Genomic DNA, 19,728 nt, shown 5'->3' with positions numbered 1-19,728 from the left:
TCCTAGCGAATAATGCCGCGTGAAGAGCTCTGAAGTGAATCTATCAACAACTGAACCGCACTGTCTTCCGCTGCCAACTCTTGCAACAGCGGCAAGGCCTGCTCACGTGTCAGTCCCTGACGGTAAATAATTTTGTACGCACGTTTCAGATAAGCCAGGGTGTCAGCACTGAAGCCACGGCGCTTCAGACCTTCGATATTAATGCCATGAGGAGATGCAGTATTGCCATTGGCCATCACATACGCCGGAATATCCTTGAGCACTACGCTGCCCGCGCCACACATGACATGTGCGCCAATATGACAAAACTGATGTACAGCGGTAAAGCCACCCAGAATGGCATAATCACCCACTCGAACATGGCCAGCCAGGGCTGCATTATTAGCAAGAATTACATGATCACCGACAATACAGTCATGCGCTACATGTACATAGGCCATCAGCAGGTTGTGGCTGCCAATACGCGTAACACCTTGATCCTGAATGGTACCACGATGCAAAGTAACCCCTTCACGAATGACATTGTAATCGCCTATTTCCAGACGGGTAGGTTCACCCTGATACTTTTTATCCTGGCACTCTTCGCCCACACTGGCGAACTGAAAGATGCGGTTATGCTGGCCAATACGTGTTGGACCCTTGATCACCACATGCGAGGCAATCACACTTCCAGAGCCTATCTCGACATCTGGACCAATATAGGTCCAGGGACCGACTTTTACATCGCTTGCCAGCGAGGCAAGCGGGTCGATAATAGCGGTTGGATCTATCTGGCTCATACTTTCCGGTCTGCACACAGAATGGTTGCACTGCAAACAATCAGATCATCTACACTGGCTTTAACGGCAAATTTCCAGATACCCCGGCGTTCAGACATCACACGGGCTTCCAGCTTCACCTGATCACCAGGTACAACCGGGCGTTTGAAGCGCAGGTCATCGGCTCCGACAAAATAGTAAATAGAACCATCTTCCGGGGTTTTATCCATGGTTTTGAAACCCAGTATACCCGCCGCCTGAGCCATAGCCTCAACCAGCAGAACCCCAGGCATCACCGGATGATCGGGAAAATGCCCGTTAAAAAATGGCTCATTCACAGTGACATTTTTGATCGCCACGATGGACTCACCAGGCACCAGCTCTATCACCCGATCTACCAAAAGAAACGGGTAACGGTGCGGCAAATATTTGCGGATCTCTTTTACATCCATCATGTTTTACTAACCTTATTAATATCTTCAGCCTTGGCTTGTTCCAACGAACGCACCCGCTTTGCTAAATCATCCAACTGCCGAAAACGAACAACATTGCGTTTCCATTGCTGATGAGGCTCCAATCCGGTACCTGAGGAATAGGTTCCGGGCTTATCAATCGATTTACTCACAAGACTCATGGCTGTTACATGGGTATCATCGGCAAGTGTCAGATGCCCAGTAACCCCTACCATACCTGCCAGCGTACAACGTTTACCGATGCGAGTACTGCCCGCAATCCCTGTACAGCCTGCAATAGCTGTATGTTCGCCAATGACAACATTGTGGGCAATCTGTATCTGATTATCGAGCTTAACACCCTGTTCTATCCGGGTAGGACTGAGTGCGCCACGATCAATGGTGACACCGGCGCCGATTTCAACATCATCGCCAATGCGTACACCGCCTAGTTGGCAAATTTTAACCCATTGCTGCTGATGACGCGCAAAACCAAATCCGTCAGCACCCAATACACTACCACTGTGTATGATAACCCGTGCGCCAATGATTACATCCGGATAAAGCACTACTCCAGACTCAAGGCGGGTATCTTTCCCAATCCTGCAACCGCGACCAATAACAACATGCGGCGCAATATATACACCCGCTTCAACAATAACATCGGCAGCCAAAACAGCCTGCGCACAAATTTGTGCAGACGGATCGATCTGAGCTGTTGCATCCACTGTAGCTGTTGAGCAGATACCCGGCAAAACAGCATCACGCCAGTCAAATAACTGGCTCAGGCGTGCATAGGCCAGATAAGGGTCATCAACGACTAATGCATTGTACTTTACATGTGCAGTGGCGCTGGCATGCACCAGGACCGCACCAGCAGTTGAGGCCTTTAATTGTTTCAGATAGCGCGGATTAGCAAAAAAAGATAACTGGTCCGACTGAGCCTCTTCTAATGTGGCAAGCCCGGTGACACGCCAATTCGGATCACCGGACAGCTGACCACCAACATACTCAGCAAGCTCACTCAATATATACACAGAGTTAACTTACTGCTGGTTCAACAGTTCAATCACTCGTGGCGTGAGATCAACGGTACTACTGGTAAACACCGTCGCCTGCTTGGCTATAACCACTTCAATATTTTCAGCTTCAATTATTGAACGGATAGCCTGATCCAACTTTGGACGCATCATGGTCAGAAACTCTTCTTCACGCTCCTGGCGCTTCTGATTCATCTGTTCAGCGCGGTTCTGGAACTCCATATAGGCTTTTTCAAACTGCATAACTAATTGTTGCAGCTCTTCATCAGAAACCAACCCCTGATTCTGCTGCACACGATCACGTGCAGCCAGAGCCTGGCGCTCAAGATCGGTTAAAGCCGTTTCCTCTGACGAAAACTCACGCTCCAGCTGCGCACGGAAATCATTCGCCGCCTGTGAACTTAACAAGGCTTCCTGAACACCCAGCACACGTACCTTATCGGCCATTACCAAAGTACTGCAACACATTAAAACCGCAACGACTAACGCTTTAACTTTCATTATAACCTCTGTATTAGAATGTCTGTCCCAGGGCGAACTGGAACACCTCGGTATCATCACCGGTTTTACTGTTGAGTGCTTTTGCTACGGAAACGGATAGTGGCCCCAGCGGCGTAAGCCAACTCACACCAACACCAGCTGAATAACGCAAATCACCAAAATCCACACCATCTATACAGGTATCTGTATTTGTGGCTCCCGGTAAACATTTCGTAGTAAATACATTACCGGCATCCATAAACAACAAGCTGCGCCAGGCACTTTGATCTTTCATAAAGGGTGTAGGGAATATCAGTTCAGCACTACCTGCAACCAATACATTACCACCCATAGAACGTGCCTTGTTACTGTAATCACCTCGACTGTAACGTGGTCCGAGCGTATTACTTTCAAAGCCCCGTACAGTATTCAAACCACCGGCATAGAAGTTTTTAAAGAACGGATAGTCCTTGTCATTGCCATAAGTATCCGCATAACCTACACGACCACGTAAACCGGCCACCCAGGTTTCATTATCATTGATCGGCCAGTAAAAGCGATTGTTGTACTGGGCGCGATAATACTGCAGATCACTACCTGGTAGTGACACCTCAAGCGTAGCCCCCTGAGAACGACCACGCGTTGGAAAAAAGCCGCGATTCAGGCGATTATCACTCCAACCCGCCGTCAGTTTGGCATTGACGTAGTCATTGCCATTATTATCAATATACGCCTGGATAACATTCACAGCATCGTTATTGCCAGCAGAATTTAACTCATTATTGGGCTTTAAGCGTAAAAACTCGACATCACCGGAAAAGCTCAAACGCTGGAAATCATCAATCGGGTAACCAAAAGTGATACCACCGCCTATACCGTCGGTATTGTAGTCACCACGATCATCTTCATCATAATTTTCTTCACGGTAGTAGAAATTGTAACCACGGCTCACGCCGTCTACGGTGAAATATGGGTCCAAATAGTTAAAACTGTACTCTGTCAGGGTAGAGCTGTTGGAAATATTGAAATCAATACTCTTACCAGTTCCCAGGAAGTTCTCCTGAGAAACCCCCAACTGCAGAATAATCCCTTCACTCTGAGAAAAACCAACACTGGCAGTTAACTGACCAGACTGCTGTTCCTCAACAGTGATCTCCAAGTCCACTTGATCATCAGTCCCGGGTACAGGATTGGTTTCTATGTTAACAGTACGGAAATGACCGGTACGTTCCAGTCGAGTTTTAGAGCGTTCAATCGCAGCGGTTGAAACAACACCCGCTTCCATCTGTTCCAGTTCACGACGAATCACTTCATCAGCTGAACGGTTATTACCACGGATGGCAATACGGCGGACATAGGTTAGCTTACCCGGCTCAATAAAGTAACGCAGTGACACGGTACCGGATTCTTCATCCACCTGGGGAATAGGGCTAACATTGGCAAACATGTAGCCTTCATCCCCGAGCAAACGTTCCAGACGTTCCTGAGAATCAGTCATTTCGCGGCGAGAAAATACATCACCCTCACCCAGACTCATTTTGCTGACCAGTTCCTCTTCAGCGACAACCAGATTGCCAACCATCAGTACTTCACTGACGGAATACTGCCGCCCTTCAGTAATACCGACTGTGATAAACACATCTTTTTTATCCGGCGAGACAGAGACCTGTGTTGAATCAAGAGAGAAATTAATATAGCCACGATCCAGGTAATAGGAACGCAAACGTTCCAGATCTCCCGCAAGTTTTTCCCGCGAATACTGGTCAGATTTGGTATAGAAGGAGAGGAACCCAGGCAATTTCAATGAAAACAGCTCGACAAGCTCTTCATCAGAAAAAGCTTCATTACCAACAATATTAATATGCTGAATACTGGCAATACGGCCTTCGGTAATATCGATATTCAAAGCAACACGATTACCCGGCAGAGTTTCAACCTCAGTCTTAATATCAGCACCATAACGTCCCTGCGCAGAATACACACGCATCAGATCCAGTTCGATCTGATCCAGTGTTGCACGGCGGAATACATCACCTTCCTGCAAGCCAGATTGCCGCAAACCATCACGCAACTGCTCTTCCTTGATGGCCTTGTTACCCTCAATACGGATAATGGCGACAGATGGGCGTTCACGCAACACCAATACCAGCACATCACCATCACGATTTAGCTGTACATCATCAAAGTAACCCGAACGAAACAGCTCGCGGGTTGCCGATGCCAACTGTCCAGCATCCACCTCATCGCCTGCGGCTACCGGAAAGTTGCGGAACACAGTACCCGGATCGACCTGCTGCAGGCCTTCAACACGAACGTCACTGACAACGAAAGGCAGAGGATTGGCATGCCCCTGCGTAACCCAGAGCAGTGAAATCAGGAACAACATTAACAAGTGCTTCATGGCGTAAATACTTTCGTCGTCTGTCGGTTTAAGAATGCCTGCTCAGAGGCGCGCTATATCATTGAATATTGCCACAGCCATCAGGCTAAACAGCAGCAACATTCCGATTTTCAAGCCTAATGTCTGTATCTGTTCGCTAACAGGCTTACCTCTGATCAGCTCGACTATATAGTACATCAGATGACCACCATCGAGCATCGGTATCGGCAACAAATTTAGTATCCCGAGACTAATACTCAGATAGGCCAAAAAACTGATGAAGGTTTCCAGGCCAGAAGCAGCAGAATCACCCGCCACTTTAGCAATGGTTATCGGACCACTCAAGTTTTTCACCGAGATGATGCCGATAAACATTTTACGGATGGAATCGAGTGTCAGCACAATCATCTGGCCGGTACGCTCTACCCCCATAACCAGGGAGGCAACAGGGCCATAACGTATCTCTCGCTGCATCGCTTCAGGCCATTCTGGCAGTTGAACACCTGCACCAATAAAACCACTGACAGAACCATCTTCTGCTGCACGCGACGCTGGAATCACCTCAACTGACAACACCTGCCCTGAGCGCTCAACTTCAAACAATCTTGGCTGCTCTGCACTTTGCTGAATTAACTCAACCAAGCCCTGCCAGGTATCAGCAGGCTCACCATCAACCCGCAGTATCCGATCTCCAGTCTGCAAACCGGCCTGTGCCGCACGCCCATTGTCCAATAATTGACCCAGAACGGGTTCCACATCAGGGCGCCAGGGAATAAAGCCCAATGCCATTACTGGTGACTCACGCTCCAGATCCACCTGCCAGTTATTCAACTGCACTGTGTAATTGCGTGTACTGCGACCCGATTCAGTTGCCTCTATTTGAATTTCCCGGGTATCACCAATTAAAGCCGCAAGGCGCAGATTCACCTGATCCCAGGAGTCTACTTTAAAACCATTCACGGATTTTATTTCTTCACCAGGACTTAGGCCAGCCAATGCAACGGGCGATCCCGGGCGAACCTCACCCACTTTAGGTATGATTACACTGGTGCCTACAACAAATAGAAACCAATATGCCAGCACAGCAAACAACAGATTTACTATAGGACCAGCGGCCACTATGGCGATACGCTGCATCACGGGCTTGGTGTTAAATGCCTGCCCTTGCCATTCAGGTGGCACAGTATCTTCGCGCTCATCCAGCATGCGCACATAACCGCCCAAAGGAATAGCCGCCACTACATATTCGGTCTGATCCTTACCACGCCATGAAAATAAAGGCTTACCAAAACCCACCGAGAAGCGTAGCACCCTGACTCCGCACCGGCGTGCTACCCAGTAATGTCCCCATTCATGAATCGTTACAAGAATCCCAAGTGTAACCAGGGTCGCCAATACAGTCTGGATCAATCCCATTTATCACTCCAGGTAAAATGGATAACACGTAACTCACAGTGCAGGAAGATACATCAGCCCCAGCAGAAACACAGGGGCGGCTGCCGTCAGGCTATCAATTCTGTCAAGAACTCCGCCATGCCCCGGAAGGAGGGTACCACTGTCCTTAATCCCTCTCTCGCGCTTGAACATGCTTTCAAACAGATCGCCCAGCACAGACGCCATAGCGGTGATGACCGCAAGCAGCACAAGAAAGACTGCTGCAGCAAGCGAAAGTTCAAGAAAATACGCATACAGCAACGCGATGAACACACAAGTAGCCAAGCCACCAGCCAGACCTTCCAGGGTCTTGCCTGGGCTTACCTTGGGCATGAGCTTATGCTTACCCAGCGCTTTCCCGGAAAAGTAAGCGCCTGTATCGGCACCCCACACAAGAAAGAGCAGCAGTAATACTAACCACTCACCGTTAACAAGCGCCTTAATTTGACTTAATGCCAACCAGGCTGGAATCAACACCAAAAAACCAATAAATAACTTGGGTGTACTGGCTTTCCAGCGCACTCCTTCCGGGTAACGCAACACCATGGTCAAGGCCATTACCCAGAAAACTCCGGCTAACCACATCACCTGCATGATTAACGCACTGGTGGCAAACCATTCAAGCAGTAAAATCACGACAGCCGCAACGGACACATAAGCCACGCGACCATGTAGACCAAAACGGCAAAAATTTGACCATTCCCAAACACCGTAAAGTGTAGCCAAAGCGACCAGCAAGGAGAATAACCATATCGGAGCCCAGATAACTGCGCTCAAAATCAGGACACTTAATACGAGAGCTGTTACTACTCTTTGCTTCAGCACTATTTAAGCCCCTACCTGGTCCGATGTTTTTCCAAAGCGACGCTGACGACTGGCAAAACTCTCTATTGCCTTGCCCAATTCTACTTTTCCAAAATCCGGCCAGTAACAGTCGCAAAAATACAGCTCTGTATACGCCATCTGCCAGATTAAGAAATTACTGATACGCTGCTCACCACCTGTGCGAATACAAAGATCAGGTTCTGGCAAGCCCGCCAACGTAGTAAAGCCATCAAACATGGACTCATCCAGATCAGATAGCTGTAACTCACCTTCCAGGCAGGATTGCGCCACCTGACGGGCCGCCTGCACTATATCCCAACGCCCACCATAATTTGCAGCAATATTTAATACCAACCCCTCATTGCCTGCAGTCAGAGCTTCTGCCGCTGCCATTTTTTGCTGTAATCTGGCAGAAAAACGCTGCCGATCGCCAATTATGTTCAAGCGAATACCATGACGATGCAACTTTTTTACTTCACGATCCAGAGACAGCATAAACAGGTCCATTAGCCCACGAACCTCTCCTTCCGGACGTTTCCAGTTCTCACTACTGAATGCAAACAGCGTGAGCACTTCCACGCCTTGCTCAACACAGCCCTCAATAGTTTGACGGACACTGCTGACGCCTGCCTTATGCCCAGCAACGCCCGGCAGATGGCGCTGCTTTGCCCAGCGATTGTTACCATCCATAATAATGGCAACATGGCGCGGTACAGTTCCAGTGATTACTTGATTTACAGATGCGGACATAAGCGAGTGGCGGGACTTACGCCCCGCGCTCCGGCAGATACATTAAATTTCCATAAGATCTGACTCTTTCTGAGTCAGCAATGCGTCCACTTCCGATACGAATCTATCGGTCAGCTTCTGAACCGTATCTTCACCACGGCGCTCTTCATCTTCACTGATGGCTTTTTCTTTCAACAGGTCTTTGATGCTACTGTTTGCGTCACGACGGATATTACGTATAGCCACTTTAGCCGCTTCAGATTCTGCGCGCGCCTGCTTGATATAACCTTTGCGGGTTTCTTCAGTCAGCGCTGGCATAGGCACACGAATCACATCGCCAGCTGTATTGGGGTTAATACCCAAATCTGACTTCATGATGGCCTTTTCAATTTCCGGCACCATCTTCTTTTCCCAAGGAATTAACGTCAGCATTCTTGAATCTTCAACGTTAATATTGGCAACCTGGGAGAGCGGCACCATAGAGCCATAATAAGAGACCTGCACACTATCCAGAATACTGGGGTGGGCGCGACCGGTACGAATTTTCTTGAAGTTATCGACCAGGGATTCAACACTTTTGGCCATACGCACTTCAGCGTCTTTAGTAATTTCATTAAGCATAGGTTTCTCCTGCAGCCGGATTGGCATCAATAAGTGTTCCTTCATCGCCACCCATTACCAGATTCACCAAGCTCCGTGTTTATTCATATTAAACACACGAACCGGCATATCATGATCCCGAGTCAGACAGATTGCCGTCATATCCATGACACCCAACTGTTTTTCCAGAACTTCATCAAAACTCAAATGTTTATAACGCTTTGCAGAAGGGTCTTTCATAGGATCAGCGGTGTAGACGCCATCAACCTTAGTGGCCTTAACGACCACATCAGCTTCAACCTCTATACCCCGAAGGCAGGCCGCCGAGTCCGTGGTAAAGAAAGGATTACCTGTCCCAGCTGCAAAAATGACCACATCATTCTGGCGCAGATAGCGCATCGCATTACGGCGATCATAATGATCGACAACACCTGACATAGGAATTGCCGACATCACCCGTGTGGCGATATTACAGCGCTCCAAAGCATCACGTAGTGCCAAGCATTCATGACCGTAGCCAGCATACCCATATGATCGCCAGTCACACGATCAAGCCCGGCCGCACTCAGTGCAGCTCCACGGAACAGATTACCACCACCAATAACTATACCGACCTGCACGCCAATACCTACCAACTGACCTATTTCAAGCGCCATACGGTTAAGTACTTTGGGATCAATACCGAAATTTACTTCACCCAGCAGCGCTTCACCACTAAGCTTCAGGAGAATTCGTTTGTATCTGGATTGTTTGTCAGCGACCGGCATCGATGGGTTCTCCGCACTAAATAAGTTGCAACAGTGTACAAGAAAACGGCGCGATTACGCAGTTTTTTCTGCCGAAAACACAGCCTGACCAACAGCACTATGGGCAAGCTCAAGGCTTACCCATAGTCTATTTACACAGCACAAACCCCTGACGCATCAAAAATCTGTGCCATATCCAGGCAGATTGCGTGGATCAGCCTTAAGCTGCTCAGCCACCTCAGCAGCGAAGTCTTTTTTCTCAACTTCGATACCTTCACCCACGCCTACGCGGATGAACGAAACCACTTCAGCACCGGCCGATTTCACCAACTGGCCCACAGTCTGTTCAGGATTCTTAACGAATGCCTGCTCAACCAGGCTGTTTTCAGCGAGGAACTTCTTGATGCGGCCCATCGCCATTTTTTCTTTGATCTCTTGTGGCTTACCATCATATCCGGCTGCGCCATGATGATCTCTTTCTCACGCGCCAACTCTTCCTGCGGCATATCTTCAGGCTTGGCAATACGCGGGTTAACGGCTGTAACGTGCATCGCAACATCACGCGCCACATCAGCGCTGGCACCACTAAGCGCAACAACAGAAGCCAGACGATTCGTGCTGTGCACATAACCATCCACCATCGCACCTTCAACCAGGAATGCACGACGCACAGTAATGTTTTCACCGATTTTCTGAACCAGTGCTTCACGTGCAGATTCCAACTCACCCGCCATCAATGCGGCGATATCAGTTTGCTTATCTGCAAATGCCTTATCCAGCACTTTATTTACAAAGCCCAGGAAGTTTTCATCACGCGCCACAAAATCGGTTTCGGAATTCACTTCCAACAGAACCGCATAGCTATTGTCATCAGCAACACGCAGTGACACTACACCATCAGCCGCGGTACGACCGGCTTTTTTGGCCGCTTTCATACCGGAAGACTTGCGCAGGTCATCAATTGCTTTTTCGATATCACCTTCCGACTCAACCAGGCTTTCTTACATTCCATCATGCCCAGACCGGTACGTTCACGCAGCTCTTTTACCATTTGAGCAGAGATATTCGCCATGTTACTTATCCTCAAACATCAATTATTCATTTATCTGATCGAAAAAAGGGGAGCTTCGCTCCCCCCGTCTGACAATCACCAAGCCTGGCACGCCAGGCTTACAAACTGATTACTCAGCCGCTGTTTCTTCAACTTCAACGAATTCGCTCTTATCAGATACAGTTTTGCCCTGACCTTCAATACAGGCATCAGCCACTGAGCTGGCATAGATCTGAATCGCACGCAATGCGTCATCGTTACCCGGAATGACGAAATCAACGCCATCTGGATTGCTGTTGGTATCGACCACACCGATAACCGGAATACCCAGCTTATTGGCTTCATTGATCGCGATACGCTCATGATCCACGTCGATAACGAACAGCGCATCAGGCAGACCGCCCATCTCTTTGATACCACCAATGGAGCGTTCAAGCTTCTCCATTTCACGGGCACGCATCAGCGCTTCTTTCTTGGTCAGCTTGTCGAAAGTTCCGTCCTGAGACATAGTTTCGAGCTCACGCAGACGGCGGATAGACTGACGGATAGTTTTGTAGTTAGTCAGCATACCACCCAACCAACGGTGGTTAACATAAGGCATGCCGGAACGAACGGCTTCTTCCTTGATCACTTTACTGGCGGCACGCTTGGTGCCAACAAACAAAATTTTGTTTTTGTTTGAAGCCATGTTGTGGACCACATCCAGGGCATTATTCAGCGCTGGCAGGGTGTGCTCAAGGTTAATGATATGGATTTTGTTACGCGCACCAAAGATGAACTTAGTCATCTTAGGGTTCCAGTAACGGGTCTGGTGACCGAAATGTACGCCTGCCTTAAGCAGATCACGCATTGAAACTCTAGCCATTTTAAAATTTCCTGTAGTGGGTTTAACCTCCACCTACCCCATCTTCCCACTGCCGAAGCAGCACCCAGAAAGCCTGTGCCGGTAAGTGTGTGTGTTAAGTGTGCCTAAGCACGGTTTTTTTGGAGCGCATTTTATACCATACGCACGGGTTATTTTAAAGCAACTTTTACCGACTTTAGTTATAAGCACACTGCAAACGACCCTCAAGCTGACCCAACTGACGCTTAACCCTTATCACTCTGCTCAGTTATTCGCTACAATGTCTGTCAGTCTTTAGATTAAGCAGGAAAGAAGCGCGCCCATGAGCATCAGTATTAAAACCCCGGAAGAAATCGAAAAAATGCGCATTGCTGGCCGACTGGCAGCCGAAGTGCTGGAAATGATCGAGCCCTACGTCAAACCGGGCGTAACCACCAATGAACTGGACAGCATCTGCCACGATCACATTATCCATGTCCAGAAGGCTATTCCCGCGCCATTAAACTATCACGGCTTTCCCAAATCTATTTGCACATCAGTGAATCAGGTTGTCTGCCATGGTATTCCTGGCGATAAAAAGCTCAAAGATGGCGACATCGTCAACATAGACATTACCGTCATCAAGAATGGCTATCATGGCGATACCAGCAAGATGTTCTATGTCGGCAACGTCGCAGCGCATGCTCAGCGCTTATGTGAAGTTACTCAGGAATGCCTTTATAAAGGTATTGCACTAGTCAAGCCAGGCGCACGTCTGGGCGACATAGGCGAGGTGATACAACGCTATGCTGAAAGTAATCATTACAGCGTAGTACGCGAATACTGTGGCCACGGTATTGGCAGTGAATTCCATGAAGATCCGCAGGTGCTGCATTATGGCAAGGCCGGAACCGGGGACACACTCCTGGAAGGCATGTGCTTTACCATCGAACCCATGATTAATGCGGGTAAACGCCAGGTTAAACTATCCAAACGTGATGGCTGGACAGTGGAAACAGCTGATCGGCGCCTGTCAGCACAGTGGGAGCATACCTTGCTAGTCACCGCCGACGGCGTTGAAGTACTGACCCGCCGCAAAGAAGAGTCCATTTAACATGACCACCACGCCCGTTTATACCCAACCTGTACCAGAATACCTGAACCCTGACGCCTTGCGCACCAGCCTTGAACAACGCAGTGACACCCCGCTTAATCTGCTGCGACAGGCCTTGCGCAATGCCGAGACACTCATGGATCAGGATTTCCGTCAGGGCGGTGATATTCGCCGGTTGATTTACGGGCGCGCCTGGGTGCTGGATCAGGTACTAACACTGGCCTGGAAACTATTCAGCTGGCCTGATGAGTCCAAAGTGTCACTGCTGGCCGTGGGTGGCTATGGACGTGGCGAGCTGCATCCTTATTCAGACATTGATATTCTATTGCTCACAGACGAAATCGACGCCACTGGTTTCGCCGATAGTATCAGCGCCTTCCTGACCCTGCTCTGGGACCTTAAGCTGGATATAGGTTCCAGCGTACGCAGCATCAGTGAATGCTATGATGAGTCGCGCAACGACATCACTATCGCCACCAATCTGATTGAATCCAGAACCCTGTGTGGCAATCCAGACCTGCAGCAGCGTATGTATGCACGAGTCACCTCCGAACAAGCCTGGTCAGACAAAGAATTTTTCAAAGCCAAGCTACAAGAACAGTCAGAACGCCACATACGCACCAACAACACTGAATACAATCTGGAGCCCAACCTGAAGAACTCGCCGGGTGGACTGCGTGACTTGCAAACCATCGGCTGGGTATCCAAACGCCACTTTGGTGCTACCTATTTGCGTGATCTGGTTGATCATGGCTTTCTGACCGAAAGCGAACTGGAATCACTGAATAAAGGCGAACTTTACCTCTGGACGGTTCGCTATGCGTTGCACATGCTGAGTAAGCGCCGTGAAGATCGACTGTTGTTCGACCATCAACGTACTCTGGCTGCCTTCTTCGGTTACGAAGATCAGGAGGGCGCGCTGGCGGTTGAACAGTTTATGAGTAACTATTACCGTGTTGCCAAAGCCATGTCCGAGTTTAATGACATGCTGCTGCAGTATTTTGACGAAGTCATATTGCGTGGCGAGGATCAACACCATACAGAACCCCTGAATAGCCGTTTTCGTATTCACAATGACTATTTAGAAGCCACCTACGACAAGGTGTTCGAACATCATCCGTTTGCGATGATGGAGCTTTTCGTACTCCTTGCACAAAACCCGAAAATCAAGGGTGTCAGAGCGGCCACTATCCGGCTGGTGCGTGAACACCGTCACCTTATCGACAAAGACTTCCGTAACGATCTGCGCAACACCTCGCTATTCATGGAACTGCTACGCTCTGAAGAAGGCGTTTCAACACAGCTTAAGCGCATGAACCGCTACGGCATCCTCGGTCGCTACCTGCCTGAATTCGGAAAGATTGTCGGTCAGATGCAACACGATCTGTTTCATATCTATACCGTGGATGCGCACACCCTCAAAGTGATCCAGATGATGCGTCAGTTTCGCCATGAGAACATGCAGGAGAGCTTCCCACTGGCACACCGCATCATTAACCAACTGCCTAAAATTGAGTTGCTTTACATCGCCGGTCTCTACCATGACATCGCCAAAGGCCGCGGTGGTGACCATTCTGAACTGGGCGCTGAAGATGTTATCGGTTTCTGTCGCCGCCATCATATTGGCAAATGGGACACCCAACTGGTCGCTTGGCTGGTACGACGCCACCTGTTCATGTCGATGACCGCACAGCGCCGCGACATTTCCGATCCGGAAGTGATTCACAAGTTTGCCCTGGAAGTACGCGATATAGTGCACCTGAATTACTTGTATGTGATGACTGTGGCCGACATCAATGCCACCAATCACACCCTCTGGAACAGCTGGCGTGGCACGCTGCTGCGCCAACTGTATACCGAAACCAAACGAGCATTGCGACGCGGCCTGGAAAACCCGATGAATAAGGAAGACCGCATCGAGCAGCTGCAAATTGAAGCCCTGCAGCTACTACATCGCATGAATAAAACCGAAGAAGAGGTAAGACGCTTCTGGCGCCTGTTGGGGGATGAATACTTCATGCGTGAAGATTCTGCCAATATCGCCTGGCACACACAGATTATTCTTGAACATGCCGATCAACCGCTTCCTCTGATTCAGGTGCATAAAACCTCCTACCGCTTGTATGAAGGCGCGACTGAAATCTTCATCTATGCCGACGACCTGCCCTACCTGTTTCCGGCCACCGTGGCGGCCCTCGATCAACTGCACCTTAACGTTGTCGATGCGCGTATTATTCCGACGGATAATGGCCGCACGCTGAACACCTATACCGTGCTGACCGAAGACAACCAGCCTCTATCAGATGATCCAGCCTACCTGCAAAGTATTCAACAGCATCTGACTGAAGAACTGGACGATCCAGATGATTTCCCGGAAATTATTCAGCGACGTGTGCCACGTGTACTTAAACTTTTCACCATTCCGACCAGCGTCAACCTGAGTAACGACCCAAGCAGTCAACAGACTGTATTGGAAGTGATGACCTCAGATCGTCCCGGGCTTTTGGCACGATTGGGACGTATCTTTGTCGAGTTTGACATTTCGGTACGCAAAGCCAAGATTTCCAATATTGGCGAACGGGTAGAAGACTTTTTCTTTATCACCGATGCAGGCGGCGACCCCATCAGTGATCCGGAGCTTTGCCATCAACTCCAGCAAGCCATCTGCCAAAAATTGGATGAACATATTCAACACAGCAGCTGAACAACTGCAAAACAGTAGGTTACAATCAGATTTTAAAGTTTTTCCGGCAGCGCCCGATATAGGTAACTAGTCTATTCAGTGTTAGTATTCCGTGCAGAGCAATAAGAGACCTTAACTATGAACAAACTGACTCCGCTACTGATCGCCCTCGCCGCCCTGATTCTGATCAGCGGCTGTTCCTCCCAGTACAATACACGCAGTGATGCCTTTAAAGATGATTCAGACATTATCATTGTTAAGGTCACTGGCTACGGTGCCCCCAAAAACACCTTTGCTAATGCCGCTCAGCGCCGTTTGATGACCATGCGCGCATCTGAAATAGATGCTTACCGCAAAGTGGCCGAGCAGATCTCCGGGATTTATATTAGCGGTGACAGTGATCTGAACAATTACATAGCCGGTGATGACCGCCTGCGGACCCAGATTAACACCTTCATTCAGGGCGCCGCCATTACCCACCAAGAGATGCTTGATGATGGCGTAGCCATGACCCACATGTCACTGCAAGTCAGCCGTAACCAACTAATCAGAATGCTGGAAAAGGAAAACAGCAATCCGGTTCGCCGAGGAGCCGGACTGGTACCTGGCGGTGCTGTTCGTGATCCAGGCTATACCTTTTGAGAAGCATGCATAGAGTCGGGCGCCTCGTTGGGTTTAAGTGAAAGGGTGGAGTATGTTGGCTAAATACTGGATCTTTAGTTTACTCTGCCTGCTACCCTGGCACGTCATGGCCCAAAGCCACATGCCAGGGCCGCTACCAGCGGCACAGACACAAAGAGCCACTGAACGTATCAGTAGCGAACTGACTGCACTGGCTCGCACTGAAATTCGTGCAGGCAATCACAAGCGCTTCTTGCAGCAACAGCAGGCATCAAGTCTGGAGAGCATTCCTGACAGCTTTGTATTTGACCACCCGCCAGCCGGAACATTGGGACAGATTCAGCAGATTTTCTGGAATGAACCGGATGGTTTATTTGCACTAGTCAACCTGGGCAAACAGCACCGGGTGCTGCCAGGCCACCTGTTGCGTTACAGTAAAAGCTATCCGGGTCATGAACCTCTTTCCGGCGGTGTATTGATGATACTCCAAACCTTTCAGCAGCAAAGTTACGCACTGATTCTACAAGCTAACCGTGTCCCAGCCGTCAACGACCCTATAGAGTAGACATCCATGCGCCGGATTATTTACCTGTTACTCTTTTCCAGCCTGAGTCTTTCCTTGCCACTGCAGGCAAACACCCCCCGCACTATTGAAGCGGAGGGAACAGCAACCATCATTAATGGCGATCTGATTACCGCCCGACGCACAGCCGTCAATCAGGCATCAGAAATTGCAACGAGGCGGGCTGCTGCCTTTATTTCCTCCAGCTCGGAAGTACGCGACGGCGAACTGATCAGCGATAACACCCGCATTGCCAGCAGCGGCCTGCTGCATGATATTCATATTATTGAAGAGCAGCTGAAAGGCAATCAACTGAGCGTTAAAATCCGTGCAGAGGTCAGTGCGGCACAGGGCTGCCCTGGTGGCATAGAGGAAACCGCGTATCAACGCAACATCGGCTTTACCGCCTTTCCTATGATACAGCCCTCGCAAGCCAATGCCGGCGGATTGCATCAAATAGCCACTCAACTACCAGAGCTGTTGGCGCGTGAACTCAAGCAGCAGCCGGGCTTCAATAGCCACACAGCCACCCACCTGACGTTGCACCCAAACCTGCAAAATGCACCAACACAGATGCTGGATGATGGCACCCTGACCAATTTGCAGCGCCACACCGAACAAACCAACATGCAGTATATCGTCTCAGGCGTTATTCGCGACATCAGCCAGCGCAACCCGCAAGGTGCACGCGAACCCAACATTCTAGTCGACCTGTATCGCCGTACCGAACCCAATCATGAGCGCAACCAACGTGCCTTTATCATGGACGTGTATATCCATGATGCACTCAGCGGTGGTTTAATCTGGCAAAACCGCTATATGACAGCTGGTATCTGGAATGCAGGCCAGCAACGCACCGGATTTGCTACCGATGCTTTCTGGCAACAGGATTATGGTGATAAAGTACGTAGAATGATGCGTCAGACAGTAGCTGATATTAATGAGGCGCTGCGCTGCGAACCCTTCAGTGCCCGTATCACTCGCACAGAACAAAATAGAGTCTGGATCAATGCCGGTGAGTTAAGCGGCATCAATCCAGGTGACCGGCTCTCGGTCTACCGCCGCTATACCCATTATGATGCCATGCAAGTCGCCTATCCGGAGTTCACCAATACGCGCAGAACACTGACGATTGATTCCGTACAACCCAACTTTGCCAGCGGCACGCTAAACAGCGGCGCTGGCGAGATCAATATTCAGCGCGACGATATTGTCAAAAGCCACTAAGGCTTAGTTACTGTTGACCACGAATATTTATTTCCACCCGACGGTTCAGAGAGCGGCCTTGCGCTGTTGAGTTATCAGCGGCTGGATGTGACGGACCATAGCCAACTGTAGATATGCGCATGGGGCCGACACCGGCACTGATCAATCGCTGCGCCACACTCTGCGCCCGACGCTCAGATAGCTGCTGATTATATTGCAAGCTACCGGTACTATCGGTATGTCCCGCTATATCAATCAAGGTCTGATCATACTGGCCCAGCACACGGGCGACAGAATCCAGGGTTTCATAAAAAGCGGGCTGTATGCGATCTTCATTGGTAGCAAAGGTAATACTACCCGGCATAACTAACTTAATTTCATCCCCTACCCGGTTGACATCAATACCGGTGCCTTGCAGCTCCTGGCGCAGATGTGCTTCCTGCTGATCCATATAATAGCCTATGCCACCACCGACAGCGGCACCTAGCAGAGCACCCACCAACGCACCTTCATTACGATTTCCGGAACCTGCAACAGCGGCTCCCAACGCGGCGCCACCAACAGCACCACCCGCAGTCCCCTTGGTGGTATTCGAGGCATTGTAAGGGTTCATGGTGTTACAACCTGCCAACAACACAATAGAGGCAGTCGCCAGCGCAATTTTAGTTTTCATTCTTATGCTCTCCAATGATCAATACAAACTTCAATACTACACTTAGAAAACTGAACAGCGCATGAAGCGTGAAGCAATACACAGTAAAGCTGCTCAGGGTGCTGGTACACTACCCACCTAACCGCTAAAATAGTGCAGATTGCAGCGTTTATTCAGCATTTCAGCTTCAAGGAGCCACCCTCTTGTCACAGCTTCCTGTCATTGTCGGTTTCGGCGGCATCAGCCCAGCCGGAAGATCATCCTTTCACCACGGCTACCGCCGTTTGATACTGGATCATCTTGACGGCACCCAGCGATCCGAGACTTTGACCTCTTTGGCAACGCTAATGCAACGAGCCAGTTACAGTGAAGGAACATTCATCACCCCTGATGGTCAGCGCCTGACACAACAGGATCTCACCCAAACACTCGAATCTGAACTTCTGTCTAACACGCTGATTCGTCGTATCCACCCGGACTGGTTTGATGTGAATGCGGTCATGCTGAATAAAGCCGCAACTCTGCGAGCCGGTGATGCGCCTATTACCTTCCGTGTGCGTAACCGCCATCTTCCGCAAAATCCACCATCCAACTGGACGATTCGTCCTCTGCCAGGTGGCGAATCTGAAGTAATAGTAGCCGGTAGCTGCGATGTAATTTTCCCAGACTACCGGGAAGCCGCCGTACAGAGTGCCGGCATGCTACCCACCGGGTTTGATCCAGGCTCACTCTATCAATCCCGCAACCATCCGCGCGGACTGCAAATGAGTGTCTATGCGGCCTCCGATGCTATTATGTCAGTCGGTATCGACTTTCTGGAAATTGCCGCCAAGCTTTCTCCGGATCAGATAGCGGTCTTTGCCAGCAACTCCATCGGGCAACTGGATGACAATGGCTTTGGTGGCCTCACCAAGTTTCCAGCCCTGGGCAAACGCACCAGCTCCAAGCAGATGCCACTGGGCTATGCGCAAATGCCTGCTGATTTTATTAATGCCTATCTGCTGGGCAATGTCGGATTGACCGGTGGCGCTCTTGGTGCCTGCGCAACCTTCCTGTACAACCTGCGCAGTGGTGTTGAGGAAATACGCTCAGGACGGCGTAAGCTGGTGATGGTTGGTGGCAGTGATGCACCGGTCACCCCGGAAATCATAGAAGGCTTCCGTGCCATGGGTGCGCTGGCGGAAGATAAATATCTACAGGCCCTGGATAATCTGGCTGAACTGCAGGATGCTGATTACCGTCGCGCCTGCCGCCCCTTCGGCAACAATTGTGGTTTCACTATCGGTGAATCCAGTCAATACCTGGTGCTGATGAGCGACGACCTGGCAATCGAATCAGGTGCACAGATTTTTGGTGCCGTTGCTGATGTCTTCGTGCATGCTGACGGTCACAAGAAGTCCATTTCGGCGCCTGGAATCGGTAATTATATGACGCTGGGCAAAGCCGCCTCACTGGTGCGCAACCTGCTCGGTGAAACGTCTTTGCGCCAACACAGCTATGTACAAGCACACGGCACCAGCACCCCACAAAACCGAGTCACTGAATCGCATGTCATCAACGAAACGGCCAAAG

17 protein-coding genes and 2 pseudogenes are annotated in these 19,728 nt (G+C 49.8%); 6 read left to right on the top strand and 13 right to left on the bottom strand.

Annotated features, from left to right (window positions below):
• Positions 1-2: 2 nt before the first annotated feature.
• The 12 genes and pseudogenes from lpxA to rpsB all read right to left on the bottom strand — a co-directional run bounded on the left by lpxA (position 3) and on the right by rpsB (position 11,360).
• Positions 3-779: an acyl-ACP--UDP-N-acetylglucosamine O-acyltransferase gene (lpxA, locus tag LH51_RS06555; RefSeq protein WP_036520855.1), complete on the bottom strand. Its 777-nt coding sequence runs from the start codon at positions 777-779 to the stop codon at positions 3-5.
• Positions 776-1,213, bottom strand: a complete 438-nt coding sequence (gene fabZ, locus LH51_RS06550) for a 3-hydroxyacyl-ACP dehydratase FabZ (protein WP_081960711.1) — start codon at positions 1,211-1,213, stop codon at positions 776-778. Before fabZ ends, lpxA begins: the two co-directional genes overlap by 4 nt.
• Positions 1,210-2,247: a UDP-3-O-(3-hydroxymyristoyl)glucosamine N-acyltransferase gene (gene lpxD, locus LH51_RS06545; protein ID WP_036520854.1), complete on the bottom strand. Its 1,038-nt coding sequence runs from the start codon at positions 2,245-2,247 to the stop codon at positions 1,210-1,212. The genes fabZ and lpxD overlap by 4 nt, the downstream gene beginning before the upstream one ends.
• Positions 2,248-2,256: 9 nt before the next feature.
• Positions 2,257-2,751 carry an OmpH family outer membrane protein gene (locus LH51_RS06540; RefSeq protein WP_036520853.1) on the bottom strand — a complete coding sequence of 165 codons (495 nt, stop codon included), beginning with the start codon at positions 2,749-2,751 and terminating at the stop codon, positions 2,257-2,259.
• 13 nt (positions 2,752-2,764) lie between these two features.
• Positions 2,765-5,131 carry an outer membrane protein assembly factor BamA gene (gene bamA / locus LH51_RS06535; protein WP_036520851.1) on the bottom strand — a complete coding sequence of 789 codons (2,367 nt, stop codon included), beginning with the start codon at positions 5,129-5,131 and terminating at the stop codon, positions 2,765-2,767.
• Positions 5,132-5,173: 42 nt separating this feature from the next.
• A complete protein-coding gene (gene rseP / locus LH51_RS06530; protein WP_036520849.1) occupies positions 5,174-6,526 on the bottom strand; it encodes an RIP metalloprotease RseP in 1,353 nt (450 codons plus the stop codon).
• 33 nt (positions 6,527-6,559) lie between these two features.
• Positions 6,560-7,369 carry a phosphatidate cytidylyltransferase gene (locus LH51_RS06525; RefSeq protein ID WP_036520848.1) on the bottom strand — a complete coding sequence of 270 codons (810 nt, stop codon included), beginning with the start codon at positions 7,367-7,369 and terminating at the stop codon, positions 6,560-6,562.
• A gap of 3 nt (positions 7,370-7,372) precedes the next feature.
• Positions 7,373-8,119 carry a polyprenyl diphosphate synthase gene (uppS, locus tag LH51_RS06520; protein WP_052063525.1) on the bottom strand — a complete coding sequence of 249 codons (747 nt, stop codon included), beginning with the start codon at positions 8,117-8,119 and terminating at the stop codon, positions 7,373-7,375.
• Positions 8,120-8,161: 42 nt separating this feature from the next.
• Entirely contained in the window at positions 8,162-8,719 is a 558-nt protein-coding gene (gene frr / locus LH51_RS06515) for a ribosome recycling factor (protein WP_036520847.1), read from the bottom strand.
• Positions 8,712-9,465, bottom strand: a pseudogene (gene pyrH, locus LH51_RS06510) (UMP kinase). The gene frr and the pseudogene pyrH overlap by 8 nt, the downstream one beginning before the upstream one ends.
• Positions 9,466-9,621: 156 nt before the next feature.
• Positions 9,622-10,516 (bottom strand): annotated as a pseudogene (gene tsf, locus LH51_RS06505) (translation elongation factor Ts).
• Positions 10,517-10,625: 109 nt separating this feature from the next.
• Complete coding sequence (rpsB, locus tag LH51_RS06500; protein ID WP_036520846.1) at positions 10,626-11,360, bottom strand: 30S ribosomal protein S2; 735 nt, start codon at positions 11,358-11,360, stop codon at positions 10,626-10,628.
• A gap of 277 nt (positions 11,361-11,637) precedes the next feature.
• On the opposite strand from rpsB, the gene map reads away from it, so the two are divergent.
• From map to LH51_RS06475, 5 genes are all read left to right on the top strand, one after another.
• Complete coding sequence (map, locus tag LH51_RS06495; protein ID WP_327124465.1) at positions 11,638-12,432, top strand: type I methionyl aminopeptidase; 795 nt, start codon at positions 11,638-11,640, stop codon at positions 12,430-12,432.
• Position 12,433: 1 nt separating this feature from the next.
• Positions 12,434-15,136, top strand: a complete 2,703-nt coding sequence (locus LH51_RS06490) for a [protein-PII] uridylyltransferase (protein ID WP_081960709.1) — start codon at positions 12,434-12,436, stop codon at positions 15,134-15,136.
• Between the two features lie 117 nt (positions 15,137-15,253).
• On the top strand, positions 15,254-15,757 hold the full coding sequence (locus LH51_RS06485; RefSeq protein ID WP_036520844.1) for an LPP20 family lipoprotein: 504 nt from the start codon (positions 15,254-15,256) through the stop codon (positions 15,755-15,757).
• Positions 15,758-15,809: 52 nt separating this feature from the next.
• Positions 15,810-16,301: a hypothetical protein gene (locus LH51_RS06480; protein ID WP_036520843.1), complete on the top strand. Its 492-nt coding sequence runs from the start codon at positions 15,810-15,812 to the stop codon at positions 16,299-16,301.
• A 6-nt stretch (positions 16,302-16,307) separates the two neighbouring features.
• Positions 16,308-17,525, top strand: a complete 1,218-nt coding sequence (locus tag LH51_RS06475) for a flagellar assembly protein T N-terminal domain-containing protein (protein ID WP_036520842.1) — start codon at positions 16,308-16,310, stop codon at positions 17,523-17,525.
• A 7-nt stretch (positions 17,526-17,532) separates the two neighbouring features.
• On the opposite strand, the gene LH51_RS06470 is transcribed toward LH51_RS06475, so the two are convergent.
• A complete protein-coding gene (locus tag LH51_RS06470; RefSeq protein WP_036520841.1) occupies positions 17,533-18,177 on the bottom strand; it encodes an OmpA family protein in 645 nt (214 codons plus the stop codon).
• A 182-nt stretch (positions 18,178-18,359) separates the two neighbouring features.
• On the opposite strand from LH51_RS06470, the gene LH51_RS06465 reads away from it, so the two are divergent.
• A partial coding sequence (locus LH51_RS06465) for a beta-ketoacyl synthase (protein ID WP_036520840.1) occupies positions 18,360-19,728 on the top strand: 1,369 nt, incomplete at its 3' end.

This window comes from Nitrincola sp. A-D6, from assembly GCF_000764495.1.
Classification (GTDB): Bacteria; Pseudomonadota; Gammaproteobacteria; order Pseudomonadales; family Balneatricaceae; genus Nitrincola.
The sequence above is the reverse complement of the archived record's forward strand: the minus strand, read 5'-3'. Positions and strand labels throughout refer to the sequence as shown.